The sequence below is a fragment of the Bdellovibrio sp. MYbb2 genome (genome assembly GCF_056175685.1).
On the sequence record NZ_JBJKJI010000004.1, the window covers coordinates 134,611 to 161,269 of the forward strand.

General features: G+C 50.8%; 22 protein-coding genes. 7 read left to right on the forward strand and 15 right to left on the reverse strand.

Annotated features, from left to right (window positions below):
• Positions 1 to 165 precede the first annotated feature (165 nt).
• Positions 166 to 828, forward strand: coding sequence for a hypothetical protein (locus AC04MQ_RS17285; RefSeq protein WP_475392688.1), 663 nt, complete (start codon positions 166 to 168; stop codon positions 826 to 828).
• Here AC04MQ_RS17285 and AC04MQ_RS17290 read toward each other — a convergent pair.
• The gene (locus AC04MQ_RS17290; protein WP_015091490.1) at positions 825 to 1,460 is read right to left on the reverse strand and encodes a hypothetical protein; all 636 of its coding nucleotides are present in this window, start codon (positions 1,458 to 1,460) and stop codon (positions 825 to 827) included. The two genes, AC04MQ_RS17285 and AC04MQ_RS17290, sit on opposite strands and share 4 nt — an antisense overlap.
• A 260-nt stretch (positions 1,461 to 1,720) precedes the next feature.
• On the opposite strand from AC04MQ_RS17290, the gene AC04MQ_RS17295 reads away from it, so the two are divergent.
• Complete coding sequence (locus AC04MQ_RS17295; protein WP_475392689.1) at positions 1,721 to 2,116, forward strand: hypothetical protein; 396 nt, start codon at positions 1,721 to 1,723, stop codon at positions 2,114 to 2,116.
• A gap of 114 nt (positions 2,117 to 2,230) precedes the next feature.
• The gene (locus AC04MQ_RS17300; RefSeq protein WP_475392690.1) at positions 2,231 to 2,953 is read left to right on the forward strand and encodes a rhomboid family intramembrane serine protease; all 723 of its coding nucleotides are present in this window, start codon (positions 2,231 to 2,233) and stop codon (positions 2,951 to 2,953) included.
• A 70-nt stretch (positions 2,954 to 3,023) separates the two neighbouring features.
• Here AC04MQ_RS17300 and AC04MQ_RS17305 read toward each other — a convergent pair whose 3' ends face one another.
• From AC04MQ_RS17305 to AC04MQ_RS17345, 9 genes are all read right to left on the reverse strand, one after another.
• Positions 3,024 to 3,932 carry a hypothetical protein gene (locus AC04MQ_RS17305; protein ID WP_041577769.1) on the reverse strand — a complete coding sequence of 303 codons (909 nt, stop codon included), beginning with the start codon at positions 3,930 to 3,932 and terminating at the stop codon, positions 3,024 to 3,026.
• A 55-nt stretch (positions 3,933 to 3,987) separates the two neighbouring features.
• Complete coding sequence (locus AC04MQ_RS17310; protein ID WP_475392691.1) at positions 3,988 to 7,089, reverse strand: S8 family serine peptidase; 3,102 nt, start codon at positions 7,087 to 7,089, stop codon at positions 3,988 to 3,990.
• The gene (locus tag AC04MQ_RS17315; protein WP_475392692.1) at positions 7,086 to 10,487 is read right to left on the reverse strand and encodes a hypothetical protein; all 3,402 of its coding nucleotides are present in this window, start codon (positions 10,485 to 10,487) and stop codon (positions 7,086 to 7,088) included. Before AC04MQ_RS17315 ends, AC04MQ_RS17310 begins: the two co-directional genes overlap by 4 nt.
• A gap of 189 nt (positions 10,488 to 10,676) precedes the next feature.
• A complete protein-coding gene (locus AC04MQ_RS17320) occupies positions 10,677 to 11,729 on the reverse strand; it encodes a hypothetical protein (RefSeq protein WP_015091496.1) in 1,053 nt (350 codons plus the stop codon).
• Positions 11,730 to 11,852: 123 nt separating this feature from the next.
• Entirely contained in the window at positions 11,853 to 12,554 is a 702-nt protein-coding gene (locus tag AC04MQ_RS17325; RefSeq protein WP_475392693.1) for a phosphatase PAP2 family protein, read from the reverse strand.
• Complete coding sequence (locus AC04MQ_RS17330; RefSeq protein ID WP_015091498.1) at positions 12,551 to 13,117, reverse strand: phosphatase PAP2 family protein; 567 nt, start codon at positions 13,115 to 13,117, stop codon at positions 12,551 to 12,553. The genes AC04MQ_RS17325 and AC04MQ_RS17330 overlap by 4 nt, the downstream gene beginning before the upstream one ends.
• 12 nt (positions 13,118 to 13,129) lie before the next feature.
• Positions 13,130 to 13,789 (reverse strand): hypothetical protein, encoded by a 660-nt coding sequence (locus AC04MQ_RS17335; RefSeq protein ID WP_015091499.1) that lies wholly within the window; start codon positions 13,787 to 13,789, stop codon positions 13,130 to 13,132.
• Between the two features lies 1 nt (position 13,790).
• A complete protein-coding gene (locus AC04MQ_RS17340; protein ID WP_475392694.1) occupies positions 13,791 to 14,399 on the reverse strand; it encodes a DUF3943 domain-containing protein in 609 nt (202 codons plus the stop codon).
• A gap of 266 nt (positions 14,400 to 14,665) precedes the next feature.
• Positions 14,666 to 16,714: a hypothetical protein gene (locus AC04MQ_RS17345; RefSeq protein WP_475392695.1), complete on the reverse strand. Its 2,049-nt coding sequence runs from the start codon at positions 16,712 to 16,714 to the stop codon at positions 14,666 to 14,668.
• Between the two features lie 144 nt (positions 16,715 to 16,858).
• Between AC04MQ_RS17345 and AC04MQ_RS17350 the strand changes: the two genes are divergently transcribed.
• Positions 16,859 to 17,581, forward strand: a complete 723-nt coding sequence (locus tag AC04MQ_RS17350) for an FAD-binding oxidoreductase (RefSeq protein WP_475392696.1) — start codon at positions 16,859 to 16,861, stop codon at positions 17,579 to 17,581.
• On the forward strand, positions 17,574 to 18,464 hold the full coding sequence (locus tag AC04MQ_RS17355; protein WP_475392697.1) for a DMT family transporter: 891 nt from the start codon (positions 17,574 to 17,576) through the stop codon (positions 18,462 to 18,464). Before AC04MQ_RS17350 ends, AC04MQ_RS17355 begins: the two co-directional genes overlap by 8 nt.
• Before the next feature lie 34 nt (positions 18,465 to 18,498).
• Here AC04MQ_RS17355 and AC04MQ_RS17360 read toward each other — a convergent pair whose 3' ends face one another.
• The 5 genes from AC04MQ_RS17360 to folE2 all read right to left on the reverse strand — a co-directional run bounded on the left by AC04MQ_RS17360 (position 18,499) and on the right by folE2 (position 25,512).
• The gene (locus AC04MQ_RS17360; RefSeq protein WP_475392698.1) at positions 18,499 to 19,530 is read right to left on the reverse strand and encodes a DUF475 domain-containing protein; all 1,032 of its coding nucleotides are present in this window, start codon (positions 19,528 to 19,530) and stop codon (positions 18,499 to 18,501) included.
• A 98-nt stretch (positions 19,531 to 19,628) separates the two neighbouring features.
• The gene (gene uvrA, locus AC04MQ_RS17365; protein ID WP_475392699.1) at positions 19,629 to 22,229 is read right to left on the reverse strand and encodes an excinuclease ABC subunit UvrA; all 2,601 of its coding nucleotides are present in this window, start codon (positions 22,227 to 22,229) and stop codon (positions 19,629 to 19,631) included.
• A gap of 108 nt (positions 22,230 to 22,337) precedes the next feature.
• On the reverse strand, positions 22,338 to 23,615 hold the full coding sequence (locus tag AC04MQ_RS17370; RefSeq protein WP_475392700.1) for a hypothetical protein: 1,278 nt from the start codon (positions 23,613 to 23,615) through the stop codon (positions 22,338 to 22,340).
• 387 nt (positions 23,616 to 24,002) lie between these two features.
• Positions 24,003 to 24,500, reverse strand: a complete 498-nt coding sequence (locus tag AC04MQ_RS17375) for a Fur family transcriptional regulator (protein ID WP_051026306.1) — start codon at positions 24,498 to 24,500, stop codon at positions 24,003 to 24,005.
• 97 nt (positions 24,501 to 24,597) lie between these two features.
• Complete coding sequence (folE2, locus tag AC04MQ_RS17380) at positions 24,598 to 25,512, reverse strand: GTP cyclohydrolase FolE2 (protein ID WP_475392701.1); 915 nt, start codon at positions 25,510 to 25,512, stop codon at positions 24,598 to 24,600.
• A 173-nt stretch (positions 25,513 to 25,685) separates the two neighbouring features.
• Here folE2 and AC04MQ_RS17385 point away from each other — a divergent pair, with 173 nt between their 5' ends.
• Positions 25,686 to 26,255 carry a Maf family protein gene (locus AC04MQ_RS17385; protein ID WP_015091510.1) on the forward strand — a complete coding sequence of 190 codons (570 nt, stop codon included), beginning with the start codon at positions 25,686 to 25,688 and terminating at the stop codon, positions 26,253 to 26,255.
• Complete coding sequence (locus AC04MQ_RS17390; protein ID WP_015091511.1) at positions 26,252 to 26,656, forward strand: cytidine deaminase; 405 nt, start codon at positions 26,252 to 26,254, stop codon at positions 26,654 to 26,656. The genes AC04MQ_RS17385 and AC04MQ_RS17390 overlap by 4 nt, the downstream gene beginning before the upstream one ends.
• The last annotated feature ends 3 nt before the right edge of the window (positions 26,657 to 26,659 follow it).

Sequence of the window (26,659 nt, forward strand, 5' to 3'; positions counted from 1 at the left end):
CCCTTTGTTCCCCTGTTTACCATCTTTTGTTCGGCTAAACGCGCCATTTACTTAAACTCGAGAAAGTTTTACGTCTCACTCTGAGACAACTTCTCGTTGACAGCTTTCGTGCCGATTGAAAGACTTTAGTCTTGATATCCATCCTGCATGACTTGAAGAGGTGTTATGAAAAAGTGCTTTCTTTTGATCCTGTTGCTGGCCTTCTCCAGCTCCGCCTTTGCGCAAAAAATCAAAGTACGCAAAGTGAAAGGCAGCCAGGCCATTATTGACTTCTCTGGCGGCAGCCTGGCCCCGGGACAGGTCTATGAGCTGGCACCGGATGAATTCGGCGACACCACCATGAGCCAGTCCATGCGCCGCTACCTGATCGCTGTTTCCTTTGATCTGACCAACACAAAGTCTGATGCCGCAGGCGCATCTAACGAAACAGATATTGCAATCGCGGGCCGTTTTGGCTGGAACTATGCAACCTATGAGTTCGGTCCTTTGGCGTCCTATGCAGCCGACGCCACCGGCAGCCTGACCAGCACACTGTTCAAGTTCGGCGGCTGGGCTGATTACAACATGATCGCCAATACACCGGGTGAAATCTTCATCTATGGTTTGGGTGGTTTGTTTGATATCGGTCAGCTGGATAACGGTGCCGGTTCAAAACGCGACATCATGGAATTCTTCGCAGGTCCGTTTGTGAAGTGGTTCCCGACGGGCAGCAATGTCGGTTTCCGTCTTGATGGTGGATACGTTTATCAAAAACAATCCGGCGGAGTTGCCTCTGACAACGTGGTGTCAGGCCTTGCGATGCAAGCAGGTTTGATGGGCTATTTCTAAGTCTTTTGCGGGCGCACCCGGTTTGCCACCAGGAACCCCAGAATTCGGCCCTCTCTGTGCAGGGCCGAACCAAACTTCGGCTGAACCATAAAATGCCGTTTTTCCGCTGAAACACTTTCCCACACATCGTGTTCGGGCATATCAAATACCAAAGTTCCCGGCGTTCTGCCCTGCAGGGTTTGCAGACACATCGAAAAAAGTTTTTCCGTCAATCCAGGATTCCGTCCGAACAGCTTCCACCACTCGATGCAATAAAGTTCTTCCACGGTATAACTGCTCAGCTCAAAGAATCTGAGATTGCGAAAGACCTGAAATCCTTCTTCAGTATACACCTCGACACAATCCCCGTTTTCCACGCCGATAAAGAAATCCGATGAAGGTGAAAGACCCCAGCGTTCAAGAGCTTTTCGACAGAAACGTTCAGAATCGCGCAGCGAGATATGCTCTTTCTGTGCGCCCTCGCAGATGTCCACGTAGTCCCGCAGGGTTTTAAAGGCCCGCTCCTTCTGCGCAGGCTCGAGCGAGTTGAAACTTGCCAGAGCCTCACTGCGGTAGGGCTTGATGTTGACATCTTCTCGCTGCAGAGACTGGCTGAGTCTTTCACATAGAGTTTTAAAATTCGCAGAATCCATAAATTCCTCGGTGCAACGTAAACAGGATATAGCTTTCCTGATTTCAGAATACTCCTGAGCGCTCCGGAAGGGTTCACCTGAACGGGTTATCGCTGACAAAAAATGTCGGGTTCGACAGCCGAAACCAGCTTAAAGCAATACAGTCCTTACCGACACGGCATCAGACTTGCTGGATATTGGTGGCGGAACTTTGCAATTTTTTAACTGGATAGCTGAATAAATCCGCGATTTAAAAAGGCCCCTAACAAAGGATCACTCAAATGAAAAAGCTGGCTGTATTATCCCTGTCTCTGCTGTTTGCCCTGCCCGGTTTTGCCAAGGGCCTTTCTGCCGCTGAAACCAATGCAAAAGCACTGGAAATTCTGATCGACAGCGCCAGTGCAATCACTCTGGAAGGTGATGTTCGCTCTGATGAAAAACTGTCTGCCATCTTATCCCGCGCGATGATCTCTGCGGGCCAGGGTGCTGCGACTATCAAGAATAACTGCATCTTTGTCAGCTATGACGGGATCTTTGAATGCCACTTGGACATCCAGCATCTGATCGTCGGTGTCAGCTATGGCGAGACTGTGATTTCCTACGAAACATTCGCGGACAAGGACGGCGCTCCTGACAAAATGCTTATCAACAAGGTTCGCGTGTCCCGCGGTCACTAATTAGCATCCGAACTTAATTGATTTTTATAAGGGGCTCCTAAGCAGAGCCCCTTCTTTTTTGACCCGCCTTGACTTCCCCGGTTCCCGACCCACCTTTGAACTTCGGAGGTTTCGATGCAGTCCACTTCACCCAATAGCTTTCTGGTCGTTCGCCGAACGTGGCTCAGCCGCCGTCCCCACTTCCGTGCAAGCCTTATAGCGGCTTGGAGTGTGTTTACGTTGATTGCCCTGTCCGTCGTCTATTGGCGCAATTGGGGCGGTATTGGGGCCCTTTTACCGGCCTCGGGTGAAGCGGTCTTTAAAAACCACGAATACTGGCGTCTGTGGACGGCCCTGTTTGCCCATGCGGATCTGGGGCATCTGGCTTCGAATTCTTTGGGGATCTTTGTATTAGGATATTTCTTAAGCGGCTATTTCAGTCTGTGGTTTTTCCCGGCGGCGGCTTTAGTTATCGGGGGCTTCACCAATTACTTAACTCTATTAAGTTATGACCCGGCGGTGAAACTGGTCGGCATCAGCGGTGTGGTTTACTGGATGGGGGCTGCGTGGTTGATTCTGTATCTGTTATTGGATCAGCAGCGAACCAAGACTCAACGAATGCTGCGCGCGTTCGGTGTGGCGTTGGGGGTGTTCTTCCCGGCTTCGGCCTTTGACCCTTCGATCAGTTATCTGGCGCACTGGTATGGATTCTTGCTGGGACTTGCCAGTGGAGCTGTTTATTATTTCGTTAACCGGAAGACTTTCCTGAAGGCTCTTATTATTGAGCAGGTTGTTGAGGACTCCCCCTCCGAAGACGGCTTGCAAGAACCAAAGAATGTCCCCCCCGAGATTCTTTAGTTCACAAAAAAGAAAGAGGCTCCTTTTGGGAGCCTCTTCTTTTACAACAACATTTAAGTTAAGAAGACAATTACCAGTTGAAGCTGGATTCGTCGTAACCCCAGTTAGCAAGAGCTTTTTTGTACATGCCCTTCATGAACTTCTGAGCCTGGTGAGGTTTCAAACCCAACGCAGCAGCAGATCTGTTAGTCAGGTCTTGCATGCCAGAGTTGTCACCGAAGGAAAGATCTTTAGCAGCAGCCAAAGCGTCAGAGAACTGAACACCGAAGACAGCTTTGAAAGTCTTGTCCATGTCTTTTTCAGAAGTAGTACCGCGTTCAGCAGCAGCAACTGCCCAAGAATTCAATGCAGAAGCAACCGCAACCGCTTTGTCTTGTTTGAACCCGTATTCTTTCATCAGACGATCAGAAGCCATTTTAACAAGCTCTTTATTGGCATCAGAGTTCAAAGCAGCAAAGTTTGTGTCTGAAGCAGAAGAAGAAGTTTTGTCATTGATAGCTTGACCGTAGTTGGATTCACCGGAGTTCGCATTGTATAGAACGCCGTTTTTACCCAACCAGTAAGTACCACTGGAGATATCTTCCCAGTAGAAACCAGTTGTGCCCACACCGATAGTATTGCCACCAACGTAACCAGCGAATTCGCTTACGTTAGCATAGTACTGGAACACGCCAAGGTCGTTGTAAACCGCAGCTTTACCGTTGGAATCAAATTTAACATACCAAAGGTCGTCAGAACCGTAACCGCCTCTGTTGTAATCAGGATCGTCTGTTACTTTGATACGCTCGCCAGTGGATTTCAGGAAAGTACAGCCTGGAGAAGCTTCCTGAGTTTGGCACACGTCACCGTATACAGTTTCATATGGGTAGTAGATAACTGGTGCAGAGCCGCCGCCACCGCCACCACCGCCTCCGCCGCCGCAGGCAGCAAAGCTAGTCGCAACTACAGACGCAAGAACTACGCGCATAACATTTTTCATGATGGTTCCCCCTTATAGGTTTTGTTAAAAATCGAACTCTTATATTCGTTTTTGTTTAGTAAGTTAAATTAACTCTCAGCAATTTATCGCCGCAGTAGTAATCGAACGAGTGGGCTCCCTTGACCCCGTCAAAGACCGGTGTATCCATCGGACGACACCCTGTCGAAGACTTGAATCTCAAGCGCGCTGGTGACACCAGTTCGATCGCAGATCCATCCCTTGCAAAAACCGGTACCAACATTTTGACACCACGGCTGAGTTCCGAACTTTCCGTGGTAAATAGCGCTGGAATCTTCGTTGATGCGTCGCGCGCATCCTTTAAAGTCAGCGGGAAGTACAAATTCGTCATCAACATGTCGGGGAAGAACGTGTAACGCTCGAAACTTTTGCTTACTACACGGGTCGTCACGAGGTCGTGATACTGGATTTCCGAGTTCGTTAGAACAAAGGCTCCTTTACGCTGCAGCCCCGCAAACACGGCGCGCACCCACAAAGCGGAGTCAAATTGGGACCGTTCCGCCCCCAGCTGCTGGTCTAACAGTTCCCAGTTCTTGTTATCAAAGACCGACAAACGCTGTTGACGGTTCAAACCTTCACCGAACCAGAAGCTGCCCGCGAACTCGTCCTTGCCGTAATCCAGGGCATGAACCTTGTCGACACGGGTATCAAGGATGTTGCGGTAAGTGGTTTGGTGGGCAAACAGATCCAGCTCCATGAAGTTTTCGATACGGCCTTCCACCACCTCAGCGATGGCGAAATTATATAGATAACTTGGCTTGGCTTCTGTTCCCTGGTTTTTTGCCAGCAAAACAGGCACACGTCCCGCCACCATCTGTTCACGGCGCGGTTCGATCACGTCGATGATCTTGTAACCCTGATGTTCTTCCAGGGCTTTGAGTTCATTCTTTTCGTTCAGGAAATAGAAACGTGTCTGGGCCTTTTCATAGTTGTCCGGATTTTCCCAGCGCTCTTTCAAACCACGTTTTTTGGATGGATCTTTACCACCTCCCACCCACGCCGGGCGTTTGGTGCCACCAATTTTCTGCCAGTACATCTGATAAGGCGCCGGAGCCAGCTCTGCAGAATACTTGAAGGTCTCTAGCAGCTTCATGGCTTTATCAAAGATATAGAACGTCATTGGGGATGCTTCGGGTTCGTCCAACTCGGATTTGTCTTCCAGAATACCCATCACGTATTCGCTTTGACCGTCACCGTTTAGATCCAAACGGGTCAGAACCTGTTCACGCAGATTGTCGGCTTCACCTTCAGGGCGGATTTTAGTGCCACCCACAGCGGTGTAAGCGCCGTTGCCGTTGTCAGCAACCAGCCACAACTGCCAGGTGTTGTTCTGCTGACCCAAAGCCAGGTAATCACGCTGTTCCGGATGGTTGTCCAGATTTTCATCCAAAGGCAGGAAGGACACACGGGTTCTTGGCATGCCAGTGATATTAAACGTTTTCACGTCGGCGGAAGCCATTTCCGGCGTCACGCTGACCACGACTTCACTTTCAAAGACATAACGGCGGGCTTCGGCATCACCAACACGCACGTCTACGGTCAAATCCAGTTCACTTGGAATGCGGGACTGGGATGGATCCTGAGAATCCACCAGACTCATCATCACAACGTACTTGCGCACTTCATTCTGCTTCCACACACCTGGATATGGAGCCGCTTCTTTGATGGCTGTGATCCAAGGGCGAACCGCATCCACATGAGGCTTGATGAACTGAGCGTTCATTTTCACCTTGCCGATATCAATGGCCTGCCATTTGTTCACAAAAGAAATCTCGAAGCTCAAATCTTTGCTCTTACGATCCCAGTTGATTTCGACTTTTTCCTTGTCAGCAGGAACAATCAACGGCTGCACGAAAACTTTCAGGGACTGCTCAACGTCCATGTTACCGGCAACAGAATATTTTTTGTAAATTTCCCTTTCCGGGCTCAGCGCTTGTCCTTGTTCATGAGAGCCGCCAGAAACCAGAGAAAGGTTGGATTTCAAAGGACGGGCACCCAGCACAAGTCTTGCGTAAATCTCATCGGCCGGAACACCGCGAGCCATCAGCTCGGCCACCGCAGCCGCCACATAAGGCGACGCTTGGGAAGTTCCAGAAAGGTATTCGTAACCCAAAGTTGAACGGAAACGCACCGGACGTTTGCTTTCAGGATAAGTGCTCAGGATGTTCACACCCGGAGCCACAATATCCACACCACTGCCAAAGTTAGAGAAATGCGAGAACGCGCCATCCGGACCGGCCGCCCCCACGCAAATAACATTTGGATAAGCGCACGGACGAAGAAGTGCACGAGTCGAGTCATTGCCGGCAGCAGCCACGATGATCACACCGCGGGCTTGAGCTTCCGCAATCACTTTGCGCATGAAATCAGAATCTTTCGCCTGAGGCCAACCCATAGAGAAGTTGATCACCTTGGCGCCCGAACGCATCGCATAGATCACACCACGGCCAACCATGTCCCCCAGACTGCGGGTGACACTTTCACGGCCGGTCTCTTGCGGGGAATCATAAATAGACAAAGGCTTCATCGGTTCAGAAGGCTGAACACCGATCACCTGCACGGGCAGGATCTCGACGTTTTCGCTCAAACCACGCACACCGATATTGTTGTCGACTTCCGCCGCGATAATACCTGCGACGTGAGTCCCGTGACCCTGGTCATCGCCAAAGTCCGGACGGCCCATAATGCCGGCAGCATTCACGCCACCCAGCAAGCTCCAGCCCTGACAATCCAGTGGGTATCCGTTTTTATCCTGATCCACTTCCGGATTGCTCAGATCCATCCATTTCTTTTCACAGGTTTTGCGGTCGCTGTCGGCCACGCAGGCTTCAAACTTCGCCAAAGCCCGGCACTCGGATTCATTGCGACGAATGACACCCTTCAGATCCGGGTGATTTTTGGCGATACCGGTATCCAGCACGGCCACGATGACTTTGTTTTTCGCTTTTACCGGGGATGGCAGACGTACGTCTTCCTGAACTCGGGCAGGAATTTTATAGGTGTGCAATGGATCCAGGTCGATCATTTGCGGCACACCCTGATTGTTCAAACCCCATTGCATGTGCGCAAAAGGATCGGCAGCCACAGCGTGGCTTGCCAGGAAGCTCAAGGAGATAACAGAAAGAATCAAGGATCTCATCGGAAGCTCCCCAGGGATTTATCCAGTTCGATTGGAGAAATACGGGTTTTCGTCGCGAACATCTGAATCAGACCGTTGGCGTATTCGATGTTCTGCTTCGGATCACCCAAAGTGTTGGAGAAGTACTCAATATCCCCGTCTTCATCGCCAGCACGGAAGCCGTTGATGCGCACGAAGTAAATGTAGTTGTCCTTACCCAGGAACTTCAAAAGCTGAGGCAATGGAATCGCCTCTTCCAGAGTGTAAACAACGTTGGTCATCCACTGCGTCTGGGATTTTTTGTCTTTCGGGTAGCTGGCAGAAAGCTTCAGCAGTCTTTCCATCCACGGCAACATACAGTCGAAGTATGTCCCATTCACCCAAGAGCCCTGATAGTTCATCGTTCTTTCTTTTTTGTGGGCATCCTGTTCTTCCTGACATGCAGTGATGAACTCGGATTTACCACGTTTGAAGTCACCGTTACCCAGAACTGTGACCATATCATTGAACATCTCCTGATCGTGAGGACGGGCTTTACGGCCCATTTTCTCGCTCAGTTTCTGGAACAGACGACCGATGAACTTGGCTTTAGGAACAGACTTCCCGTCCTGATCCGGTTGCAGGATCAGGTCTTTGATCTTGTCCAAACCACCCGGAAGGATGGAAAGGTTCGCCGTGATACGATAGAAATCCACCGCCGTCACATTCGAGAACGCTTCTTTTTCAATCAGACGGTAAGATCCCACCGGAGAACTTTTCAGTTCGCCCTGAACCTCGTCGATCAATTTCAGGAATTTCTTGCGGTTCAAGTGCCAGCCGCCCCATACACGCTGAACCACACCCACGGATGGATACTGTTTCGCATTGGTCGTCAGGTCGGATTCGGTGGTTACGGTTCTCCAGTACGCTTTACCGTACGGAGTATTGGCTGGATTTGGATCATCAGAACGAGCCAGATCCACACGGCCTTTTGGCCACCACTTGTTCATCAGACCTTCAACCCAGTCAAAGGCAAAGCCCAGCAAATCACGACCGATCAGTTCACCGCGCTTATTAGAGAACAGCGTCACTTCTTCGTCTTTAGGATCCAGATCCGGAGCTTCTGCACTGCGCGGATAACGGATTTTCAAAGTGTGATCTTCGTTAAAGGAATTCACACGCATCGCGAAGAACTTGTTTCGGATCTCGCGGGTTTTCAGGTTGTGGTCGATCTCGAACTTGCGGTGATTGAAGTTGGCGTACAACAACTCCGGGTCATTACTCTTAAACAAGGCACGCAATGCCGGTTTCAGGTCATTACGGGTTTTGATGAAGTCTTTTACGAACTTCGCTTCCTGATTTTCAGAATCAATGTATTCCGCGTACTCGGGATTGTAATCAATCACGAACGCGTCCGTGCTTAGTTCCGCCCATGTGGTATTGGCGCGAACACGCATCACGTTGATGAAATAGTTGATGTCCAGGGTCATACCCATGGCTTTGCTGTTCTGGGAACGAACGTAAACCTGCACGCCCTCTTTGGTGCGCATGAAGCTGGTTTGTCTCAGGATCGCGCGGTTTGCATCCACACCCACAGCCACAGTGTTCAGGAAGTTCAACGGGGAAATACCCATCAAAACATCCAAAGATGAAGACGCCTGAGCGTAAGCGGACAAAGCAATAGAGTCCGTCACCGTGAACACTTCACCTTCGCGCAGTTCGCTCAAGAAAGCATCCAGAGGTTGACGAGCTGGTTTGCCCTCTTCCTGGGATTTGATAGGGTCTTTTTCGTCCAGAACCGCTGACAGTTTCGACATAAAGCGCGGAACCAGAAGATCTTTCCAGGACACTTTCGTGCCTTCCTGGATGGAGTTCAAAGGGCGTACGTGAGTGTAATCACGCATTACCATGATGTTCGCGCCGGCCATTGGCGTGATCTTAGGCACCCCGTCCAGAGTCATGAAGTAACCCAGACGACCCGCTACGGACACGTTATCCACCAACTGAATTGGCGCAGAACTGCCGAAGTAAGTGCCCGTCGTCACGTGACGAGTTGCACCCAGATTGAAGCCACCTACGGGACCGCCCCACGCTTCCACTTTTTGGTAAAGTGGCTCGTACGGACGCTCACGGATGTGCTCCAGAACTCGCTGAGTAATTTCATCACGACGGTTTTGGAACAGATCAGATGTAGAAAGCAAATCCAGCTTTTCGTTGATGTGGTTCATCACGGTGCCGATCACAGCGGATTTGGCACGGATACCCATATAACGCTCAAGGTCCCCGTCCTGGAACGGCGACTGACGGTCCCCGTGCGCAAAACGCTGAGGATAGCCCGGAACGAATTCCTGCGTGACTTTTCCGTCTTTAACCAAACCAGATCGCGAAGTGATATTCAGGTCCGGCAATGGCAACGCGGAAGTATTCTTAACGTTGAAAAGCTCCAGTGCATTGTGAGCACGGTGCAGAAGTTTTGCCACGATCAGGTCTTCAAGTTCCTGCGGGTAAGCGCCGGCACGCACGATTTCAACAAAATCACTGTGGCGAAGTTCTGCCATACGGCGAACCAACCAGCGCACGTCTTCATAGCTTGCCGCCGAGAATGATTCAGCTGAAGGATGATTGATCACCACGTGACCGGAAAGAACCGCACCGAACTTGGCACTGAATCTGTTCACGGATTCTGGCAAATCAACCAAAGCAAATGGCAGGATCAAAGCGCGGTAAGCTCTGTAACGGGAATAGCGTTGTACCGCAGGCAGTTGATTGGGATTGTTTGGATCTGGAGCATAACCCCACTGGATATCGAAATATTCCGCAACAGCCGGTTCAAGAACCGCATCCGAAAACACCACAGAGTGATTGGTTTTATTGTCTTCCGTCACCCAGCCACGGCTTTCGAAGTCAGAAATCATGGATTCCTGGGCGTTTTTCAGGAAGGATTCTTTTTCCGCTTCCGTTTTGAAGAATACACGCAGGTTGCGGTAATACTTCGGAGACGGAACATAGTAACCCAGCTTTCTTAACAAAGCCGCACGCATCAAAGTTGTATGAGTCAAACGGGACAGGCTTAGTCGATAGAACAGATTCGGATTTTCCAGCGACTGAACGCGGGACATGTAAGTGAATGGCAAGGCGGCTTCTTCAGACAGGAACTGCACCCCGCGCTGAGCAACCGGATAGCTGCCTGGAATGTCTTCCACACCCGGATAAACGCGGTTTTGCCACATCTTGTTTTCAAGAGGATTTAGCAGACTGAGATCAGACCCCTGATTGGCAAGGGCTGCGGCCTGCCCCACATCCAAAGCCGTTCCGGAGCTGTTGACCAGATCCATCGCCGGCTTCTTTACAGAGTTCAATGGCAGGGAAACACTCTCGGCACTTGCGATGGAGAGCGCCATCAAACACAGGGCGCAGACTATAACTATTCTGAGAGACATAGCTTATCCTTATCAAAAAGGTGACAAAGTGGTGTCAAAAGGGCCTTACACGGACCCCGTTCCCGGAACAGCAAGGAACGGGCCACAAATTGTCAGTCATTTAGAAATAAATTCCCGTTTAACTGCTTCAGAAACGAAATGACCGCCTTGCACGGCGGTCATCTGAAGCTTTTACAAGCTCTGCTTAAGTTATCGGCACTTGATTCGATAGTGCGCCATCATGGCGTCTTCCAGCATTTCCCGCTCGTCTTCATCCACAACATACACGCCCAATGAGCGGCTGGTGTTTTCAAGCACGAAGCGTCCCACGATATCCGGCGCATAGAACGCGCTGTTCTTCACAGAGTAATAAAGCAGCTGATCTTTTGACGGCTGATTCGAGTCATAAACAGTAAAGGTAATGATGTCGTTAGTGACCTTGTAAGACTTCACCATCACGATGTGCTGAGCCGTGCGACCAGCACGCAGATTAATCAGCGTCAGGCGTTTGGTGTCGGCATTACGGCGCAGAATAGAAACAGACTCCTGATTTTTTTTAGCGCTGCGATCACCCGAACCCGCACCCATACCGATATTGGCGGCACGGAAGAAGTGGCGGGCCTGATTTTCTTCAATCTCTGCACGGAAATGCCTGTGAACGTTCTTGCCATCCACATTTTCAACATAGCCTTCCAGCAAACGCATCCACAAACTGTTGGTGTGCCATTTGTCTTCGCTCAAAGAATTGGATGGAACCGGGAAGATGCTGTTGGCTCTCAATGAACGCGTGATAATGCGCTCAGTGCTGGAGCTGCTGCCGCGGTTGTCGTTGTTGTGATTGTCATTGATAAGTTCAAGAGTTCCACCGCGAATCTGATTCAGCAGACCCGGTGAAATCTGGTCCATCCGCAAGCTGGTTGGCTCATTATAACGAGCCATATAAGAGATCATGCGCTGGGTGCTGCTTAAAGCCCAGCAGCCCGCGATCGTGGCTACGCCGCTGCGGAAAGGCCAATTGGTGATGGGCATATTACGGGACTCATGAAAGGCGTCAGCTTTAATACGATAGTAAATACCGTCGATGCTAAGCTTGTTACAGGTCAGATCCTGCACCAAAGAGTCCGTGACTCTTTTATTGGAGATAAATTCCGAAGCGGAAGTACTTCTCTTTTTGCCCCAGGCATAAGCGCGGTCTGCCGTCGCGGCCATAGCCGTGGCAAAGGCGCATAAAAACAGCACAGCAGTCTTTAATAGCTTCAACATACAACGTCCTTTCATTTCAACGTCGGATGCTAAAGCAATTCACAATCCACACTGGTTCCATGTTTAATTCCTGTTCAGGTGTCAAAGGCCTGAACAGGTGCCCTAAAACGTAGGACATCTGGGCTAAAACTCGCGACTGAAGCTGAGACCCACGACTCCGCCCCCGACGACCGGGACTATATTATAGTCGCTCTTTCCGGTGTTCAGGGCGCTGGCGCGGCCCCAATAAATGCCCAAGGCGGCACCCGCAACCACATCGCTGGTCCAATGGATGTTTTCACTGACCCGGGAAGCAGCCACGAAGGTTGCCAAGGCAAAGGCCGGAATGCCGATCTTGTAGCCGTACGCGTAGGCCAGCGATGTGGCCGTGGCATAGGAAGAGGATGCGTGCCCCGACGGGAAGGACAGATAATCTCGTCCGCTGGGGCGTTCGCGGCCTATGACAGAGGCCATGGTGATGTGACTGGCCGCTGTGAGGGCCAGAGCCTTGCTATGAGCCAGGCCATTTTGCGGATCCAGCCACAGTTGCGCTAGCGCAATGGCGATCCCCGGGCCACCACTTCCCACATACGCCCCGATATCGGCGGTGTCTTTATCCATGATCAGCTTGTCGGGATTAAGATTGTTTTTATAAACCGTTTGATCGTACTGGCGTGCCGTCACCGTGGCAGCCGTGCCCACCAGCAAAATCAGCTGTCCCCCACTGTCGAAGGAATTTGTGATGGTGGGTTTTAGTTCCTGATGCCAAAGCCACGAAAAAGTATTTTCTTCAGCCTGTGCGGCCGCAGAAAAGGCGAACAAGAAAGCGACAACAAGGCTTTTCATGACGGACCCCTTTGCCATTTCATCAGGATCTGCTTTGCGATAAGCGCCAGCACGGCCCCCAGAAGACCGCCAAGAAGCGCCCCGACGGCAACGTCTGCCGGGAAGTGCACCCCACAATACACGCGGGAATAAGCTGTTAACGACGCCAGTGCCAGCAGAGGGATTCTTGCTTTGGGATAAAACACTGCAATGAAAGCAACCAATGCAAAGGCATCCACGGCGTGACTGGAAGGGAAAGAAAACCCACCCTGCTGTGGCCCGCGTAGCATCACCAGATCGGCGATATCAGAGCGAAACGGCCTTGCCCGTTGAAACAGGGGTTTGATCAGATCTCCGGAAAGGACATCAGCAACACTTGCCACCAGCGTGGCCGAAACCACGACCAACACACCTTTCACGCGGGTTCGCGTGAACAACCAGAATAGAATAGTCGGCAGCACCATAAACAGGAACCACGGGGATTTCTGAAAGTCCGTCCACCATGGAAAAAACACATCAAACAGCGGATTGGCAGTAGTGCTGTTGATGAATAAAAATATCTGATGATCGATTTGTTCCCACATCACACACCTTCCTTAAAAGGCCAAAATCCCGAAGGTGACGGCGATACTGTAAATGCGTGCGTTGTTAGTGACCTGGTTGCGGGAAAGGACCAGGGGCACTTCACCGTCCATCATCACGTCCTCTTCACTTTCCAGTGTCTGGGCGGTGGCAGCGATTTCTGTGAACCACACTTGTCCTTTCGAATTCTTTTTCAAAATACCCCAGCCCAACCCCACAACCGGCCCGTCGAAATGAATGCGACTGGTGCTGGGATCAGAAACGCCTTTTGGAGTTTCGCCATTCAGAAATAAAACTGTCGGAGCCCGCCCCACAAAGAGCCTTGCATAAGGCGTCCCTTCCATTTCGGGATAAATCTTTGGCAACTGAGTGCGAATCCCCATGGTCAGCAGTGTGTCCCATAAAAGGAAACTGTCCTCCATGCGGTTGAATTTCACACTGGCACTCCATTCCACGGCCCATTCGGGATGAAAGACATAAAGCAGGTCGGTCTTCAGATTCACGCCCACGCCGCCATCGGAATGGTCGTCATCAGAGGTGTACAAAGCAGAATTGAATCCACCACCGGCCAGCAGATGCAGACCGTCGCTCCAATTGTCGGTCTCAAAATCTGTCGCCAGGGCACTCACCGACAGCAGCATTGAAAGCAAAAATACAGACAGTGATTCTTTCATATCAATACCTCCAGGACACATTCAGTCCCAGGGAGTCCGTTCCCACATTTGGCATCGCCGCCAGTTCCTGCGGATAGTTTGGCAACAAGGTGAAAGGATTCAGAGCGTAGCCCAAAGCGCGCATCCACGCCGAATCCTGCCCGCGCAGATGATGGCTTAAGCGTTCAAAGCCCATCCCCACAAGAGTTCCAAAGACCGGCGTCTGATAGATATCCTGAATGCTTGGAGGCTCGGTGTAGGTTTCCACCGCAAACTCGAAAGCCAGCGAAGAAAGGAATGTCCAGGCAAAGGCTTCAGTTTCGGTATAACCACGATAGCGATAGAAAAGATAATAATACTGCCCGGCCAAGGCGTGTTTGAAGATGTTGTAGTCAAAGCTGTCTTTATCAAATTCAGGCTTGAACGGATAGCTGGTGAAATTGTCCCAGGAACCGTGATCGGCGACGGTCTTTTCCTGCGTGATCAGATACACGCTCCACTGTGCCACATAGACGGCACCGAAATTCAGAGCGTACTCACCTGCCGTGCGTGCTGGTGGTGTTGACGTGTCTGCCGCAATTCCTTGTGCGGCAAATAGAAGGGTTAAAAGGACGGTAACGAGGGCTTTCATGGGAAACTCCGCATATCGCGAAACACCCTGTGAGTTTGGACTCCAAAGTATCTATCTGTAATTGTTGATCAAATATCAACAAAAGCTCACTTATGTATGTACGCGATTACTTACTTATATGAGAACCAAACTAACGGAATCTGCATAAGTAATCAAGTAATTACTTAAAAAATGAGTATTGGGGGACGAAGCTTCGCATGAAAAGAATAAAAAAAAGGAAGGCTTTGGGGGCCTTCCTTCGCACTTTGATTTTATAATTCAACAGCTTAGAAGTTGATTCCGAGACCTACGGTTCCGTAGAACGTGTTCAGTTCGGCTTTCTGATTTACAGACCCATCAGTGAATCCGTAACGTTTCATACCGAAACCTGCCTCCCCGAAGTATCTCTCGGACCACAACACCTTACCGTGGAAGTTCAGAGACATTGGCGCATTCAGAGTCACGTTGGAATCCATCGAGCTGACATAGTAAATGAATTCCATGTCCACCCATTTTGGATAACGCATGAATGGCAGGATATTGAAGAAGTCATCAAACACCTTCGGCATAGAGCGCGCCCAGAAGGCCCCTACCCCCAGCATCGGCGCCTTCAGTTGATCGAAGGTCACGCTCTGATAGGACACCATCGCACCAACAGATTCATCACGCCCCCACAGACCTGGTGTTGCACGGTATTTCAAGTCGACAGTCATCACACTGAGCGGAGCCGTGTTGCCCGCAGCATCGACTTTCAACTGATTGAAAGACTGGAAGTACTTCGCACTGAAGCCCCAGCGCTGACGGGACAACCAATAGTTGGTCCAGCCGAACAGATCCTCGAACCACTGATTGTAGGCCACTTCACCCATGAAGATGAATTCACCGGAAGCCTGAACCGCCGTGAAACGACCGGAAAGCTCGCGCGGATAACCTTTATAGATTTCATAGTAAGACTTGTACGTCTTGCCGTCGATATCCACATTCAAGTAAGAACGATTGATCTGACCACGCTCGGTCGCTTTGAAGTCCCACACGAAAGACGGCGGATCCTGAGAATTTTCCTTTACGGAATTCTGCTCGGAAGACACTTGAGCCACCGGCTGTTTGCGACCTTCCAGCTTGATACCATCGATGTATGTACCGGTCGGAGTTCTTTTGCTCAGGTAAACACGGGACTGAGTGCGCGGGATTTCCGACAGTTCGAATTTCTGTTTAAAGATACCGCCGCCCTGACCTGGCAGATAAATTTTTGGATCGTCTTTCTTGATCGCGGCCGCCCAGAATTTACGTGGATCACCAATCGTGGATTCAAAGCCCAGCATCTTGGTGAAGGAACTGTACTGATCCGGATTCAAAATTACTGAACGTCCCACCGGGCGCGTGTCATAGCCGACAATTCTTAAAACACCCGGCTTCTTGGTGTCAGAAATATCCATCAGCTCCAGCTTGTTTGGCAAAGTCACAAATTCATAGGACTCGCCGGTTCCCAATTCTGCAAAGAAAGAGCTTGGCATGTCCGCCGCCACGGGAACGGAATTCTTCAATGCCGCCTCTTCGTTATTCACCAGCACTCGCGGAGTCACCGCATCTGCACGCACTTTCCCCATCACCACCGTCTTACCGCTGGATTTGGAACCGTAACGCTGAGAACACATTTTCGTGGAATTACGACCATCCGTCTGAGTCAGACAGAAGCGGAAAGATTCTTTCTGACCCCAGAATGGAGCCTTCGCAGATTCAGCATCACTGATCGCAAACTGAGAACCGAAGATGCCGGAGCGAACCACGTCTTTTGACGGAACACCTTTCGCAACCAGTTCTTTTCTCCACGTATCCAGTTGTTTTTGCCATTGGGTGCGATCCGCTTCTGTGAAGGAATAACTCCAAAGCACAGTTCCAGTACGAGAGATCATCTCGATTGTTCCGTGGCTCATCAGTTTTTCAGGCCATGCCATTACCAAAGCCACTTTACCGGCTTCACCGCTGCCAAGGATCTGATTGATTTGTGAGTGAGTTTTACCCAGTGGCAAAAGGGCGAAGAAGAAGTTCTTCTCGTTCAGTTGCACGTTCCCGATTTTCAGATTTTTCCCGCCAGCAGCGCTCAGGTCGTACTCCATCTCCAAGGGAGGCAGGATCACGCCATTATCCAGCTGATCGAAATAAAGGGGCTTATTGAAATCACGAGTCGCCGCTGTCTTTAGCAAGGAGCGTTGAGGCGCCGGAATTTCTTCCGTAGACTCAGTGGCTTCCGCCGGGGCCGGATTTGGCGCCGCTGCGGGTGTTCCCTCTGGCGTTTGAGCGTGTGCAAAGGACGCAAAAGACAATAATACGGACAATACAAGATGCTGCGCACTATTCACGATATATACCTCACTGCTGTGCTTCAATTTTATTGAATGCGAGGTTTTGTAACAAGCTAAAATATTGGACTGTCTGGGTTTTTCGGTTTATGAAGACGGGACCGATTATGAAGGAGCCTTATGTCTGCCGCTCGTACTATCTATCACATGAGAGTTGAAGAAATCATCGACCACACCCCAACGGTGCGTGAATTGGTCCTGAAGACGGAAACTCCGAATGAATTCGGCTTTAAAGCAGGCCAGTTCGTCATGCTTCACGTGCCTCAGGGCGAGGCAAAGCCCGCTTTGCGTGCTTACTCTATCGCATCTGATGACCGCACCAAAAATGGATTCCGACTGCTTTTCAAATTCGTAGAAAACGGCTTAGCCTCGACTTTCGTTTGGCAACTCAAAGGCGGCGAGCTTCTGAACTTCACCGGCCCGTTTGGTAAAGTCTTCTTCCAAGAGCCTCCAACGGAGCAAATCGTCTTCCTGAACACGGGTACCGGCTTGTCCCAACACTTGTGCTATCTGCTTTCCAAAAAAGAGCAGTACCCGAACCTTCGTTACCGCATGCTGTTTGGTGTGCGCACCGAAAAGGACATGTACTACCAAAAAGAGATCGAAGAGCTGCAAAATGCATTGCCTGACTTCAAGTTTGAATTTGTCCTAAGCCGTCCACAAGACGACTGGAAAGGCAAAAAAGGCTATGTTCAGAACTTTATTTCTGAATTTGATTACAAAAACATTCCGACGACGTTCTACCTTTGCGGTAACGGCGGCATGATCAAAGACGTGAAACACCAGCTTCTGGAAGTCGACGGCTTTGATAAAACAAAAATCTGGTCCGAGGCGTTTGACTAAAAATCGCGCGGCTCTGGAGCTGATCTTCGCCGGAGTCCTTTGGGGCTTCGGCTTTGTCGCCACCGTCTGGGCTCTGGAGGCCTTCACTCCGGTAGAGACCCTGTTCTTCCGCTTTGTCATCGCCTCTGTCATCGGCGAATTTTTATACCTGATCATCAAAGGCCCGAACTTCACCAGCTTGCGTGAGGAAATCTTTCGCGCCCTGCCCGCCGGCCTTCTTCTGGGCGGCATGCTGCTTTTGCAAACCATCGGATTGAAATACACCACCGCCACCAAGAGCGGATTTCTGACCAGTCTGTATGTGATTTTGGTGCCGCTGTTCAATGCGTGGTTCTTTAAATCTTCCGGCAACTGGAAGAACTATGCGCTGACCGCCCTGGCCTTACTGGGAACTTTCATTCTGGTCGATGCCAATCTTTCCGGAATCAATTCGGGCGACCTGTGGACGCTGGGCTGTTCGGTGTTTGCGGCTTTTCATATTATCTATATCGGAAAGATTTCAAACAAAGTCGGCAACGCGTTTTGTTTCAACAATTTCCAGTCGGCGTGGTGTCTGCTGGCACTGACTCCGTTGCTGTTCACACAGGAAAAAATCAGCTGGCATTTTTCAGACACAAAACCGCTTCTGGGAATTCTGTGTCTGGGCCTTGGTTCCAGCATCATCGCCTTTTACCTGCAGATACGCACGCAGAAGGTGCTTTCAGATTCCACTGCCAGCATGCTGTTTTTGCTGGAATCCCCGTTTGCAGCGCTTTTCGGGTTTATAATTTTAAGCGAGCGACTGAGCTGGTTCCAGATTTCGGGGGCGGTGATAATTATGATTGCCTCGGTTCTGCAGATCCTGACGGACACCGCGAGCAAAACCGAAAGCCCGAAGACATAAAAAAAGCCTGCTCTTTGAAGCAGGCTTTTTAGTTTTAGTGGGAAGCTTGAACATCGCCCTTTTTCAGGGACCAGATGAAGGATGTCAGGATGATCACCCCGCCGCTCAAACCGGTGAACCACTCTGGGATATGCAGGAACGGATCAGCCAGCATGATCATCGCCAGCAAACCAATCGCATAGAAGGCCCCGTGCTCCAGGAACGCGAACTTGGTCAGGGCTTCTTTTTCCACGAACATGATAGTCAAGCTACGCACGAAGAACGCCCCGATGCTTAGACCGATCATGATAATGAACAGATTGTGCGTGATCGCAAACGCGCCCACAACACCGTCAAAGCTGAAGGACGCATCCAGAACTTCCAGATACAGGAACATACCGGCGCTGGCTTTGTGCACGTCTTTGATTTGATCATCAGACGCTTCCAACCACGAACCGATGCCATCCACGATCACATAAGTGATCAGGCCCGCCATACCGGCCATCAGGAACGGAAGCTGCTCGTGGCTTTTCAGGAAGTGCGTGATCAGGATCAGAATGATCAAGGTCAAGCACACTTCGATCGCTTCCACTTTGCTGCCGATGTAGCGAGTTGGCTTTTCGATGAACGGGATCCAGTGCAGATCTTTGCTGCCGTCATAGAAGTACTTCAGTGCCACCATCAACAGGAAGCTTCCACCGAAGGCGGCCACTTGCAAGTGAGCATCCAGCATCATCTTGGCGTAATCATCCGGCTTGGTCGCCGCGATCACCAGAGCTTCCCAAGGGTTGACGTCAGCCATGAAGGTCACGATCAACAACGGGAACACCAAACGCATCCCGAAGACCGCGATCAACATACCCCAGGTCAGAAAGCGATGACGCCAAACCGGAGTCATTTCTTTCAAAACCACGGCATTCACGATGGCATTATCAAAAGACAAAGAGATTTCAAGAATCGCCAGGATCGTGGCGATGAACAAAGCCTGAAAACCCGCCGCGACTGTGCCGCCATAAAAATGACCGACAAAGTAAGAGGCAACCAAGCCAAAGAAGGTAAAGACAAAGGAACCTGTAAAGTATTTCATCCCCACAGATTTCACCGATTCAGCCCAAAGAATCAAGGACCGCTTCGGGGGACACAGGATGTCAAAAGACCCGGTTTTGGCCGGGTCTTTTTAAAGCTTTATTTTAATAAGGGCTTCAGGAATTTGCCCGTTTCACTGGCAGTGACCTTGGCCACTTTTTCAGGTGTTCCGGCGGCCACGATTTGACCTCCACCTTTGCCGCCGTCCGGCCCCAGATCAATCACATAGTCCGACGATTTGACGACTTCCATGTTGTGCTCAATGACCAGCACGGTGTTCCCTTGATCGGCCAGTTCCTGAATCAGTTCGACCAGTTTACGGACGTCATCGAAATGCAAACCCGTGGTCGGTTCGTCCAAAATGTAAAGCGTCTTACCGGTGCCACGGCGGGAAAGCTCTTTGGAAAGCTTCACGCGCTGGGCTTCACCACCCGACAGGGTTGTCGAGCTTTGCCCCAGAGTCATGTAATCAAGCCCCACCCGGTGCAGGGTTTCAAGCTTGCGGTAAATCTGGGTGTGGTTGCGGAAGAATTCCAAGGCCTCGCCCACGCTCATTTCCAGAACGTCCGCGATGGATTTGGATTTGTACTTGATATTCAAAGTCTCGCGGTTGTAACGACGGCCCTGACAGGTGTCGCAGGTCACGAAGACGTCACTTAAGAAGTGCATCTCCATACGGATCTGCCCGTGGCCCATACAGGTTTCACAGCGCCCACCCTTGACGTTAAAACTGAAACGCCCCGGCTCGTAACCGCGCAGCTTGGAATCTGGCAGATTCGCGAATAAATCCCTAATCATCGGGAACAATCCGACATAGGTTGCCGGTGTCGAGCGCGGTGTGCGCCCGATCGGTCTTTGATTGATATCGATGACCTTGTCGATCTTATCCAGGCCTTCAATTTTCTTGTAAGGCGAAGGTTGCGCCAAAGCCTTATAAAAGTGCTGCGCTAAAATCTTGTAAAGTGTATCGATGATCAGGGTGCTTTTTCCAGAACCCGAAACTCCGGTCACGGTGGTGAAAGTCCCCAGTGGGATTTCCAGATCGACGTTTTGCAGGTTGTTCCCGGTGGCTCCGGTCAAACGCACAACCTGCCCGTTGCCTTTACGGCGTTCTTTCGGGATCGGAATCCGCATTTCACCGTTCAGATATTTTCCGGTCAAAGAATTCGGGTTGGACGCCAGCTCATCCGGAGTCCCTTGCGCCATCATCTCGCCACCCAGAACCCCGGCACGAGGTCCCAGATCGACCACGAAGTCAGCATAGCGGATGGTGTCTTCGTCGTGTTCGACCAACAAGATGGTGTTCCCACGCTCTTTCAGTTCGCCGATGATATCAAGAAGTCTATGATGATCGCGCGGATGCAAGCCGATGCTTGGTTCATCCATGACATACAGACAGCCAATCAAGGATGATCCCACTTGGGTCGCCAGACGAATGCGCTGGGCTTCCCCACCGGACAGTGTGCGCGACGGACGACTGAGCGAAAGATACCCGGTGCCCACGCGAATCAGATAATCCAGACGCGCCAGAATTTGCTTTACAATTTTTTCAGCAATCAGCTGATCTTTGGATTTCCATTGAAGTTTGGCAACCCAGTCACGCAGTTCGATCGCACCGAGGTCGGAAAGCTCGGCAATGGTTTTGCCACCCAGACGGATATTCAGAGCTTCATTTTTTAAACGAGCGCCGTGGCAATCCGGGCAGTCGTTCAGAACCATCTCTTCGCCTTCTTCGTCGTCATCGTCCGAAGTTTTTTTGCCTTTGTATTTGTAGACAACTTTATCCAGTTTCTTGCCGCCGACTTCGCCGTCAGAGAACTGCTCTTCTTCTTCAAGGTCGATAGTTCCCAACCCATGGCACGTCGGGCAAGCCCCGCGCGGGTTGTTGAAACTGAACAAACGAGGTTCAATCTCGGGGAAACTGTAACCACACTCTGGACACGCCGAGTGCAAAGAATAGTTCGTGCGCTCGCCGTCCAGGGTTTCAATGATCACGCGGCCGTTGGCCATGCTAAGCGCCGTATTGATGCTTTCAGAAAGGCGCAGTTTCAGCGAATCCTTCAGAATCAGCTGATCCACGACCAGATCAATATCGTGCGTTTTGGTCTTGGCAAGTTTTGTGGCCTTGTCGAGTTCAATCATCTTGCCGTCGACTTTGGCTTTCACGAATCCTTTTTTAGCCCAGCGTTGGAATTCCGCCAGGAACTCACCCTTTTTACCGGAAGCCATCGGCGCCAGAACAAAGAACTTGGTGCCGACACCTTTTTTAAAGACCTCTTCAATGATCTGTTGCGGGGTCTGGCTGCTGACCGGAATGTGGTGAGTCGGACACTCGGGAATCCCCAGCTTCGCAAAAAGCAAACGAAGATAATCATAGATCTCGGTCACCGTGCCCACGGTGGAGCGCGGATTGGTGCTGACAGATTTTTGGTCAATCGCTATGGCCGGAGAAAGCCCGGTGATGGAATCGACTTCCGGTTTTTTAAGCTGTTCAAGGAAGTTGCGCGCGTAAGCAGAAAGACTTTCCACATAACGACGCTGACCTTCAGCATACACGGTATCAAACGCCAGCGACGACTTCCCGCTGCCACTCAACCCCGTAAATACGGTGATCTTATTGCGCGGAATAGTCACACTGACATTCTTCAGATTATGCTCTTTTGCACCCTTAACTACGATTCCATCTTCAGCATGCGACATAACTCCAAAGTCTAAAACGCCCCTCGTAAAAAGGAAAGGTGCCTGGTTGTTTTTTCTGGCAATGCAGCGTTAAACGCGCCTTAGCCAGAAAAAACAACCAGGCACCTTTTAAAGGCCGAAGCCGCATTTACGTTTTAAATAAGAGTCAAAGTCAGAGTCTGAGAAGTATTTGAAGTGCACAGGAGAGTTCTGAGCCTGATTCGGCCACAGATCACGCACGGGGACTTTGCAGGATTTGCCTTGTTTGGTCACCGTCGCAGTGCCGTTTGCCAGCAGACGCGGCTCTTCACCTCGACGATCGACCCGGACCATGACGCCGTTACCGCGGTAAGAAACCTTGGCAGGCGCCAGAATTTTGCCTCCGCCAGTCATGGGACCGTCTTCAGAAAAGGCACCCCCGATGACTTCACGGGTTTGAGCATTGTAGGTCACCGTTTCCCCAGTGGGCAGGGTCACGATCTGACGATTTCCTTCCACACGAATATGCGGCAGGGTTTTACGCGGGAACAGCATGATGTAACTTTCCTGCGTGTGACTGACCGTCGAATTTGGAGAATCACTGATACTGATTCCAATATCCTGACGAGCCCCTGCTTCGTATTCGAAAGACCATTCACGAATGCGGTAGTCACCCTTGGAAACAACTTTGTTGGGACCCATATTTCGAAGTTTGAATTTCCCCTCGGAACTGTCCCCTTCAAAAACACAACTGTCATAAGTGCCCACGGTGCGACAACGAGTCGGACGAATCCCAAACGGATTCACCGTGCGAGTCGGAGAACGCAACACCGGCGCATCCGAAGAAGCCCTCGGCGCAAAAGTGCTTACAACCTTCGCAGAATCATTCGGCAGCGTATCGCGAGCTTGTTCTTTGGCCACTTCACAGCCATCACAAGGCTTGGTCTCTTGAACTTTTTTATTGGCATCACGAATCTGCTGATTCAGCTCTTGAACAACCTGTTTTTCTTCGGCCTTTTCAGCCGCCGCAGGAACACGCAAAGCCTCCGTCTTACGAGTGGTCTCGACCGACTTGGCCTTTTCAACTTCAGCAGATGCCAAAGCTTCGCCAGCAGCCTCAGAATTTTCAAAAAGCTTCATCCCGGGATTTGCTGGTTTGTAGTATACCCAAACCTTCTCTCCCTTATGCTTGCCGGAAAGCACTTCCACCTTCAGGCCATAGTTGCCTGAACCAAACTGTTTTGTTTCTTCAATTTTCCCCCGCGTCCCCGGAGGCATGACAAACTTGACGTTACGAGTGGATTTCAAAAAGTTAGCCGAATAACGAGCATTAAAGTAGCCTTCGAGTTCAACAACCCCGCCACTGCTCACGCCCAAAATAAGAGGAATCAGCAGGAAAACTCCCCACCGTTTCATAGCCAACTTCATAAAGAGTTTATCGGCCGTTCCAATTCAAGACTTAACAGGACGTTGAAAAAGGCCCATCGTCTTCGTTGTCGAGCCTCATCTTCCACTCCAGCGTACATTAAGTACGCTTCCGCTACAGCTGAGACCCTCCGCCTCGCCGCTGAACCTTTTTGAACGTCCTAACCCCGACCAAAAGCAAGCGATGGCGAAGCCGAGCGATCCGGGCGGCCGCAAAGCGCAGCCATTCCCCGATCCCCGTCCCCAAAAATACCGGGAGCGAAGACCGTTCAAAAAGGTCCAGATGCAAGGCGGAGGGTTTTTCGCGAAACGGAGGCGTGCTTCAAGCACGTCGGAGAGCAGCGAAAGGCCCGACAACGAAGTCAGATGGGCCTTTTTCAACGGTCGCCTTTAAAGATTCTTGGCTTGGCAGGACGGGCAAACACCATACAACTCCAGAATGTGATGAGTCAGTTTGAATCCAAACTGATTCGCCACCTTCTCTTGAAGTCCTTCGATAGCTTTATTCTCGAACTCGCAGATCTTACCGCACTTCACGCACGTCAAGTGATCGTGGTGACCTTTTGGAGTCAGCTCGTAACGAGCTGGCAAACCACCCATGCGGACTTCCGTCACAAAAGTGCCTTCAGTCAGGGTTCTTAGGAAACGATAGACAGTGGCGAAACCAATATCCGGATGTTCTTTGTTCAGTTTTTCATAAAGCTCTTGAGCGGTGACGTGACGACGGCCTTCATGCAGGGCTTTCAGGATCGCCATACGCTGGCTGGTGACCTTCAGATTCAAGGCGCGGATGATGCGCTTCAATTCGGCTTCGTCGAATTGATCGGCGTGTACGACGATGTCGTCATCATGCTGTCTTGGAAGAAATGGAACTGCGTCTTTACCCATGGTCACCTCAGGGCTTCTTTATAGGGGAAGCCCCTGGAGATGTCCACATTATTAAGAATCATTTTCAGTTGGTTTCCAGTAAGTTGACACTGGAGGACTAAAAACTACGTAGTTTCAAGCCCTTAGAGATATGAGAAACGGCATTGTGAGGGTGCAGGCTCTCAACATGGCTGAATTCAGCCACATAGTCCAAAACATCCGCCTTGGCATCCAAAGCTTCCTTCACACGGCGAGCGGCATCTTCACAGAACATCAGGTTCTGGCCGTTACGAAGTGCGAACTCCTGCTCGTCCTCCCGTTTCACTGCGCCTTGAACTGCGGTCTGCAAAGCCTCTTCAACGATGTCGATCAGATCGCCATAGTTGTAGTTCGCCCCGACTTCCGCTTTCACGCGGGCAAAACTGCGTTGCGCGTGCGGAGTCGCCACGATCCCTTGCGGAGTTCCCAACCAGGAATGAACCACATCGAAATCCAAAGGTTTGTCAGTCGAGAAATTCTGTTTGAAACCATCCTGAATCAGCTGACGGGACAAGGCCGCCGACGCGGGACAAGTGCTGGAATAAGTCACCACCACTTCAACGAAGTAACTGATCTGCCCTTCTTCGTTGAAAGCCGAAGTGATCACCGGATACGAGCGCCATGCCTGATTCGCACTTTTCAAAGCTTTGCGAATCAGAGGAGCTTCAAACTGAACCTGCACCAAAGCTTTGGTGGAAAGGTCTTCGTGCGTGCGCAGGAATTCCGTCGTTACATTGCCCAGAAGGCCCAAAGAAAGTTCAGACTTGGTCAGAAGCTCCTGGGACAAAAGATACAGGCGTGACATGTGGATGCCACGGGAGGGTTTTTTATCAAGGCTGACTTTCGCATCCACGCGCGCGGGAATGCGGTAAACCCCATCGGTCTGCTTCAGCATCACCGGCAGTTCGATAGCGCCCATGCCGACCCAGTCGATCGGGGCAAAACGTTCAGAATGGGTTTCTTTGGCTACGTCAGGAAGAGATTGTTTCGTCATAAATTTATATCCAATTCACTGCTGGTCTTATCGCAATTTCCTGTAAATGGCTCTCACTTTTACCACCCAGCGAAGCTTTTTCAGACAGGTACTGCCCAGGGCCCTTTGAAGCACCGCAAGGCAGAGCCCGAAAAGAGTGTCGCCCTTGATAAGAAGCGATATATTGAGCCCCTATGTCACAAAAGCAACTGATCCTCGCAAGCACGTCCAAATACCGCCAAGAGCTTCTTTCTCGATTGGCTTACAGCTATTCGGCCCAAGCGCCTTTGATTGACGAAGAAAAAGAAAAAGACCCGTCCCTGCCCCCCCAGGCCCTGGCTGAAAAACTGGCGGACCTGAAAGCCGCAAGCCTTAAAGCCGCCGGCAAAGTCGTCATTGGCGGAGACCAACTGGTGTCCTTCGAAGGCCGCATTATCGGCAAGGCCCACACGGCAGAAAACGCGGTGGAGCAGCTTATGTCCATGCAGGGAAAAACCCACGACCTGATCACGGCAATCTGCGTGTATGACGGCGACAAGAAAATCGCCTACACCGACATCACCCGCATGCACATGAAAAAAATGACCCGCGCCCAGATTGAACGCTATGTGCATCTGGACAATCCGATTGATTGCGCCGGCAGCTATAAAATTGAAAAACACGGCATCATGCTGTTTGATAAAATTGAAAGCCAGGATTTCACCGCGATTCAAGGTTTGCCCTTGATCGAACTTGGCAAAATATTAGAGAATGCAAACCTATGAACGATACACAGAAAAAACTATTTGAAGCCGCCTGCAAGGCACAGAAAAAAGCCCACGCCCCTTATTCCGACGCCTTGATTGGTGCGGCCGTGTTGATGAGCGATGGCCAGATTTTCAATGGCTGTAATGTTGAAAACGCCTCTTACGGCGGCACCGTGTGTGCTGAACGCGTGGCCATCTTTAAAGCCGTCAGCGAAGGCGCACACAAGCTGATCAAGGAAGTGCTGGTTGTCAGCGACGCTGAAAAACCATGGCCTCCTTGTGGATTCTGCCGTCAGGTGATCGCAGAATTTGCCAATGAACACACCATGATTCACACCGCGAACCTGCAAGGCAAAATCAAGACCTTCCAGTTCCCGGAAATCTTCCCCGAAGCCTTTACTCCAAAGCATTTGGATTAGACA

Coding starts and splice junctions, on each gene's coding strand:
- AC04MQ_RS17285 (WP_475392688.1), top strand. CDS start 166: ATGAAAAAGTGCTTTCTTTTGATCCTGTTGCTGGCCTTCTCCAGCTCC.
- AC04MQ_RS17290 (WP_015091490.1), bottom strand. CDS start 1,460: ATGGATTCTGCGAATTTTAAAACTCTATGTGAAAGACTCAGCCAGTCT.
- AC04MQ_RS17295 (WP_475392689.1), top strand. CDS start 1,721: ATGAAAAAGCTGGCTGTATTATCCCTGTCTCTGCTGTTTGCCCTGCCC.
- AC04MQ_RS17300 (WP_475392690.1), top strand. CDS start 2,231: ATGCAGTCCACTTCACCCAATAGCTTTCTGGTCGTTCGCCGAACGTGG.
- AC04MQ_RS17305 (WP_041577769.1), bottom strand. CDS start 3,932: ATGAAAAATGTTATGCGCGTAGTTCTTGCGTCTGTAGTTGCGACTAGC.
- AC04MQ_RS17310 (WP_475392691.1), bottom strand. CDS start 7,089: ATGAGATCCTTGATTCTTTCTGTTATCTCCTTGAGCTTCCTGGCAAGC.
- AC04MQ_RS17315 (WP_475392692.1), bottom strand. CDS start 10,487: ATGTCTCTCAGAATAGTTATAGTCTGCGCCCTGTGTTTGATGGCGCTC.
- AC04MQ_RS17320 (WP_015091496.1), bottom strand. CDS start 11,729: ATGTTGAAGCTATTAAAGACTGCTGTGCTGTTTTTATGCGCCTTTGCC.
- AC04MQ_RS17325 (WP_475392693.1), bottom strand. CDS start 12,554: ATGAAAAGCCTTGTTGTCGCTTTCTTGTTCGCCTTTTCTGCGGCCGCA.
- AC04MQ_RS17330 (WP_015091498.1), bottom strand. CDS start 13,117: ATGTGGGAACAAATCGATCATCAGATATTTTTATTCATCAACAGCACT.
- AC04MQ_RS17335 (WP_015091499.1), bottom strand. CDS start 13,789: ATGAAAGAATCACTGTCTGTATTTTTGCTTTCAATGCTGCTGTCGGTG.
- AC04MQ_RS17340 (WP_475392694.1), bottom strand. CDS start 14,399: ATGAAAGCCCTCGTTACCGTCCTTTTAACCCTTCTATTTGCCGCACAA.
- AC04MQ_RS17350 (WP_475392696.1), top strand. CDS start 16,859: ATGTCTGCCGCTCGTACTATCTATCACATGAGAGTTGAAGAAATCATC.
- AC04MQ_RS17360 (WP_475392698.1), bottom strand. CDS start 19,530: ATGAAATACTTTACAGGTTCCTTTGTCTTTACCTTCTTTGGCTTGGTT.
- uvrA (WP_475392699.1), bottom strand. CDS start 22,229: ATGTCGCATGCTGAAGATGGAATCGTAGTTAAGGGTGCAAAAGAGCAT.
- AC04MQ_RS17370 (WP_475392700.1), bottom strand. CDS start 23,615: ATGAAGTTGGCTATGAAACGGTGGGGAGTTTTCCTGCTGATTCCTCTT.
- AC04MQ_RS17375 (WP_051026306.1), bottom strand. CDS start 24,500: ATGGGTAAAGACGCAGTTCCATTTCTTCCAAGACAGCATGATGACGAC.
- folE2 (WP_475392701.1), bottom strand. CDS start 25,512: ATGACGAAACAATCTCTTCCTGACGTAGCCAAAGAAACCCATTCTGAA.
- AC04MQ_RS17385 (WP_015091510.1), top strand. CDS start 25,686: ATGTCACAAAAGCAACTGATCCTCGCAAGCACGTCCAAATACCGCCAA.
- AC04MQ_RS17390 (WP_015091511.1), top strand. CDS start 26,252: ATGAACGATACACAGAAAAAACTATTTGAAGCCGCCTGCAAGGCACAG.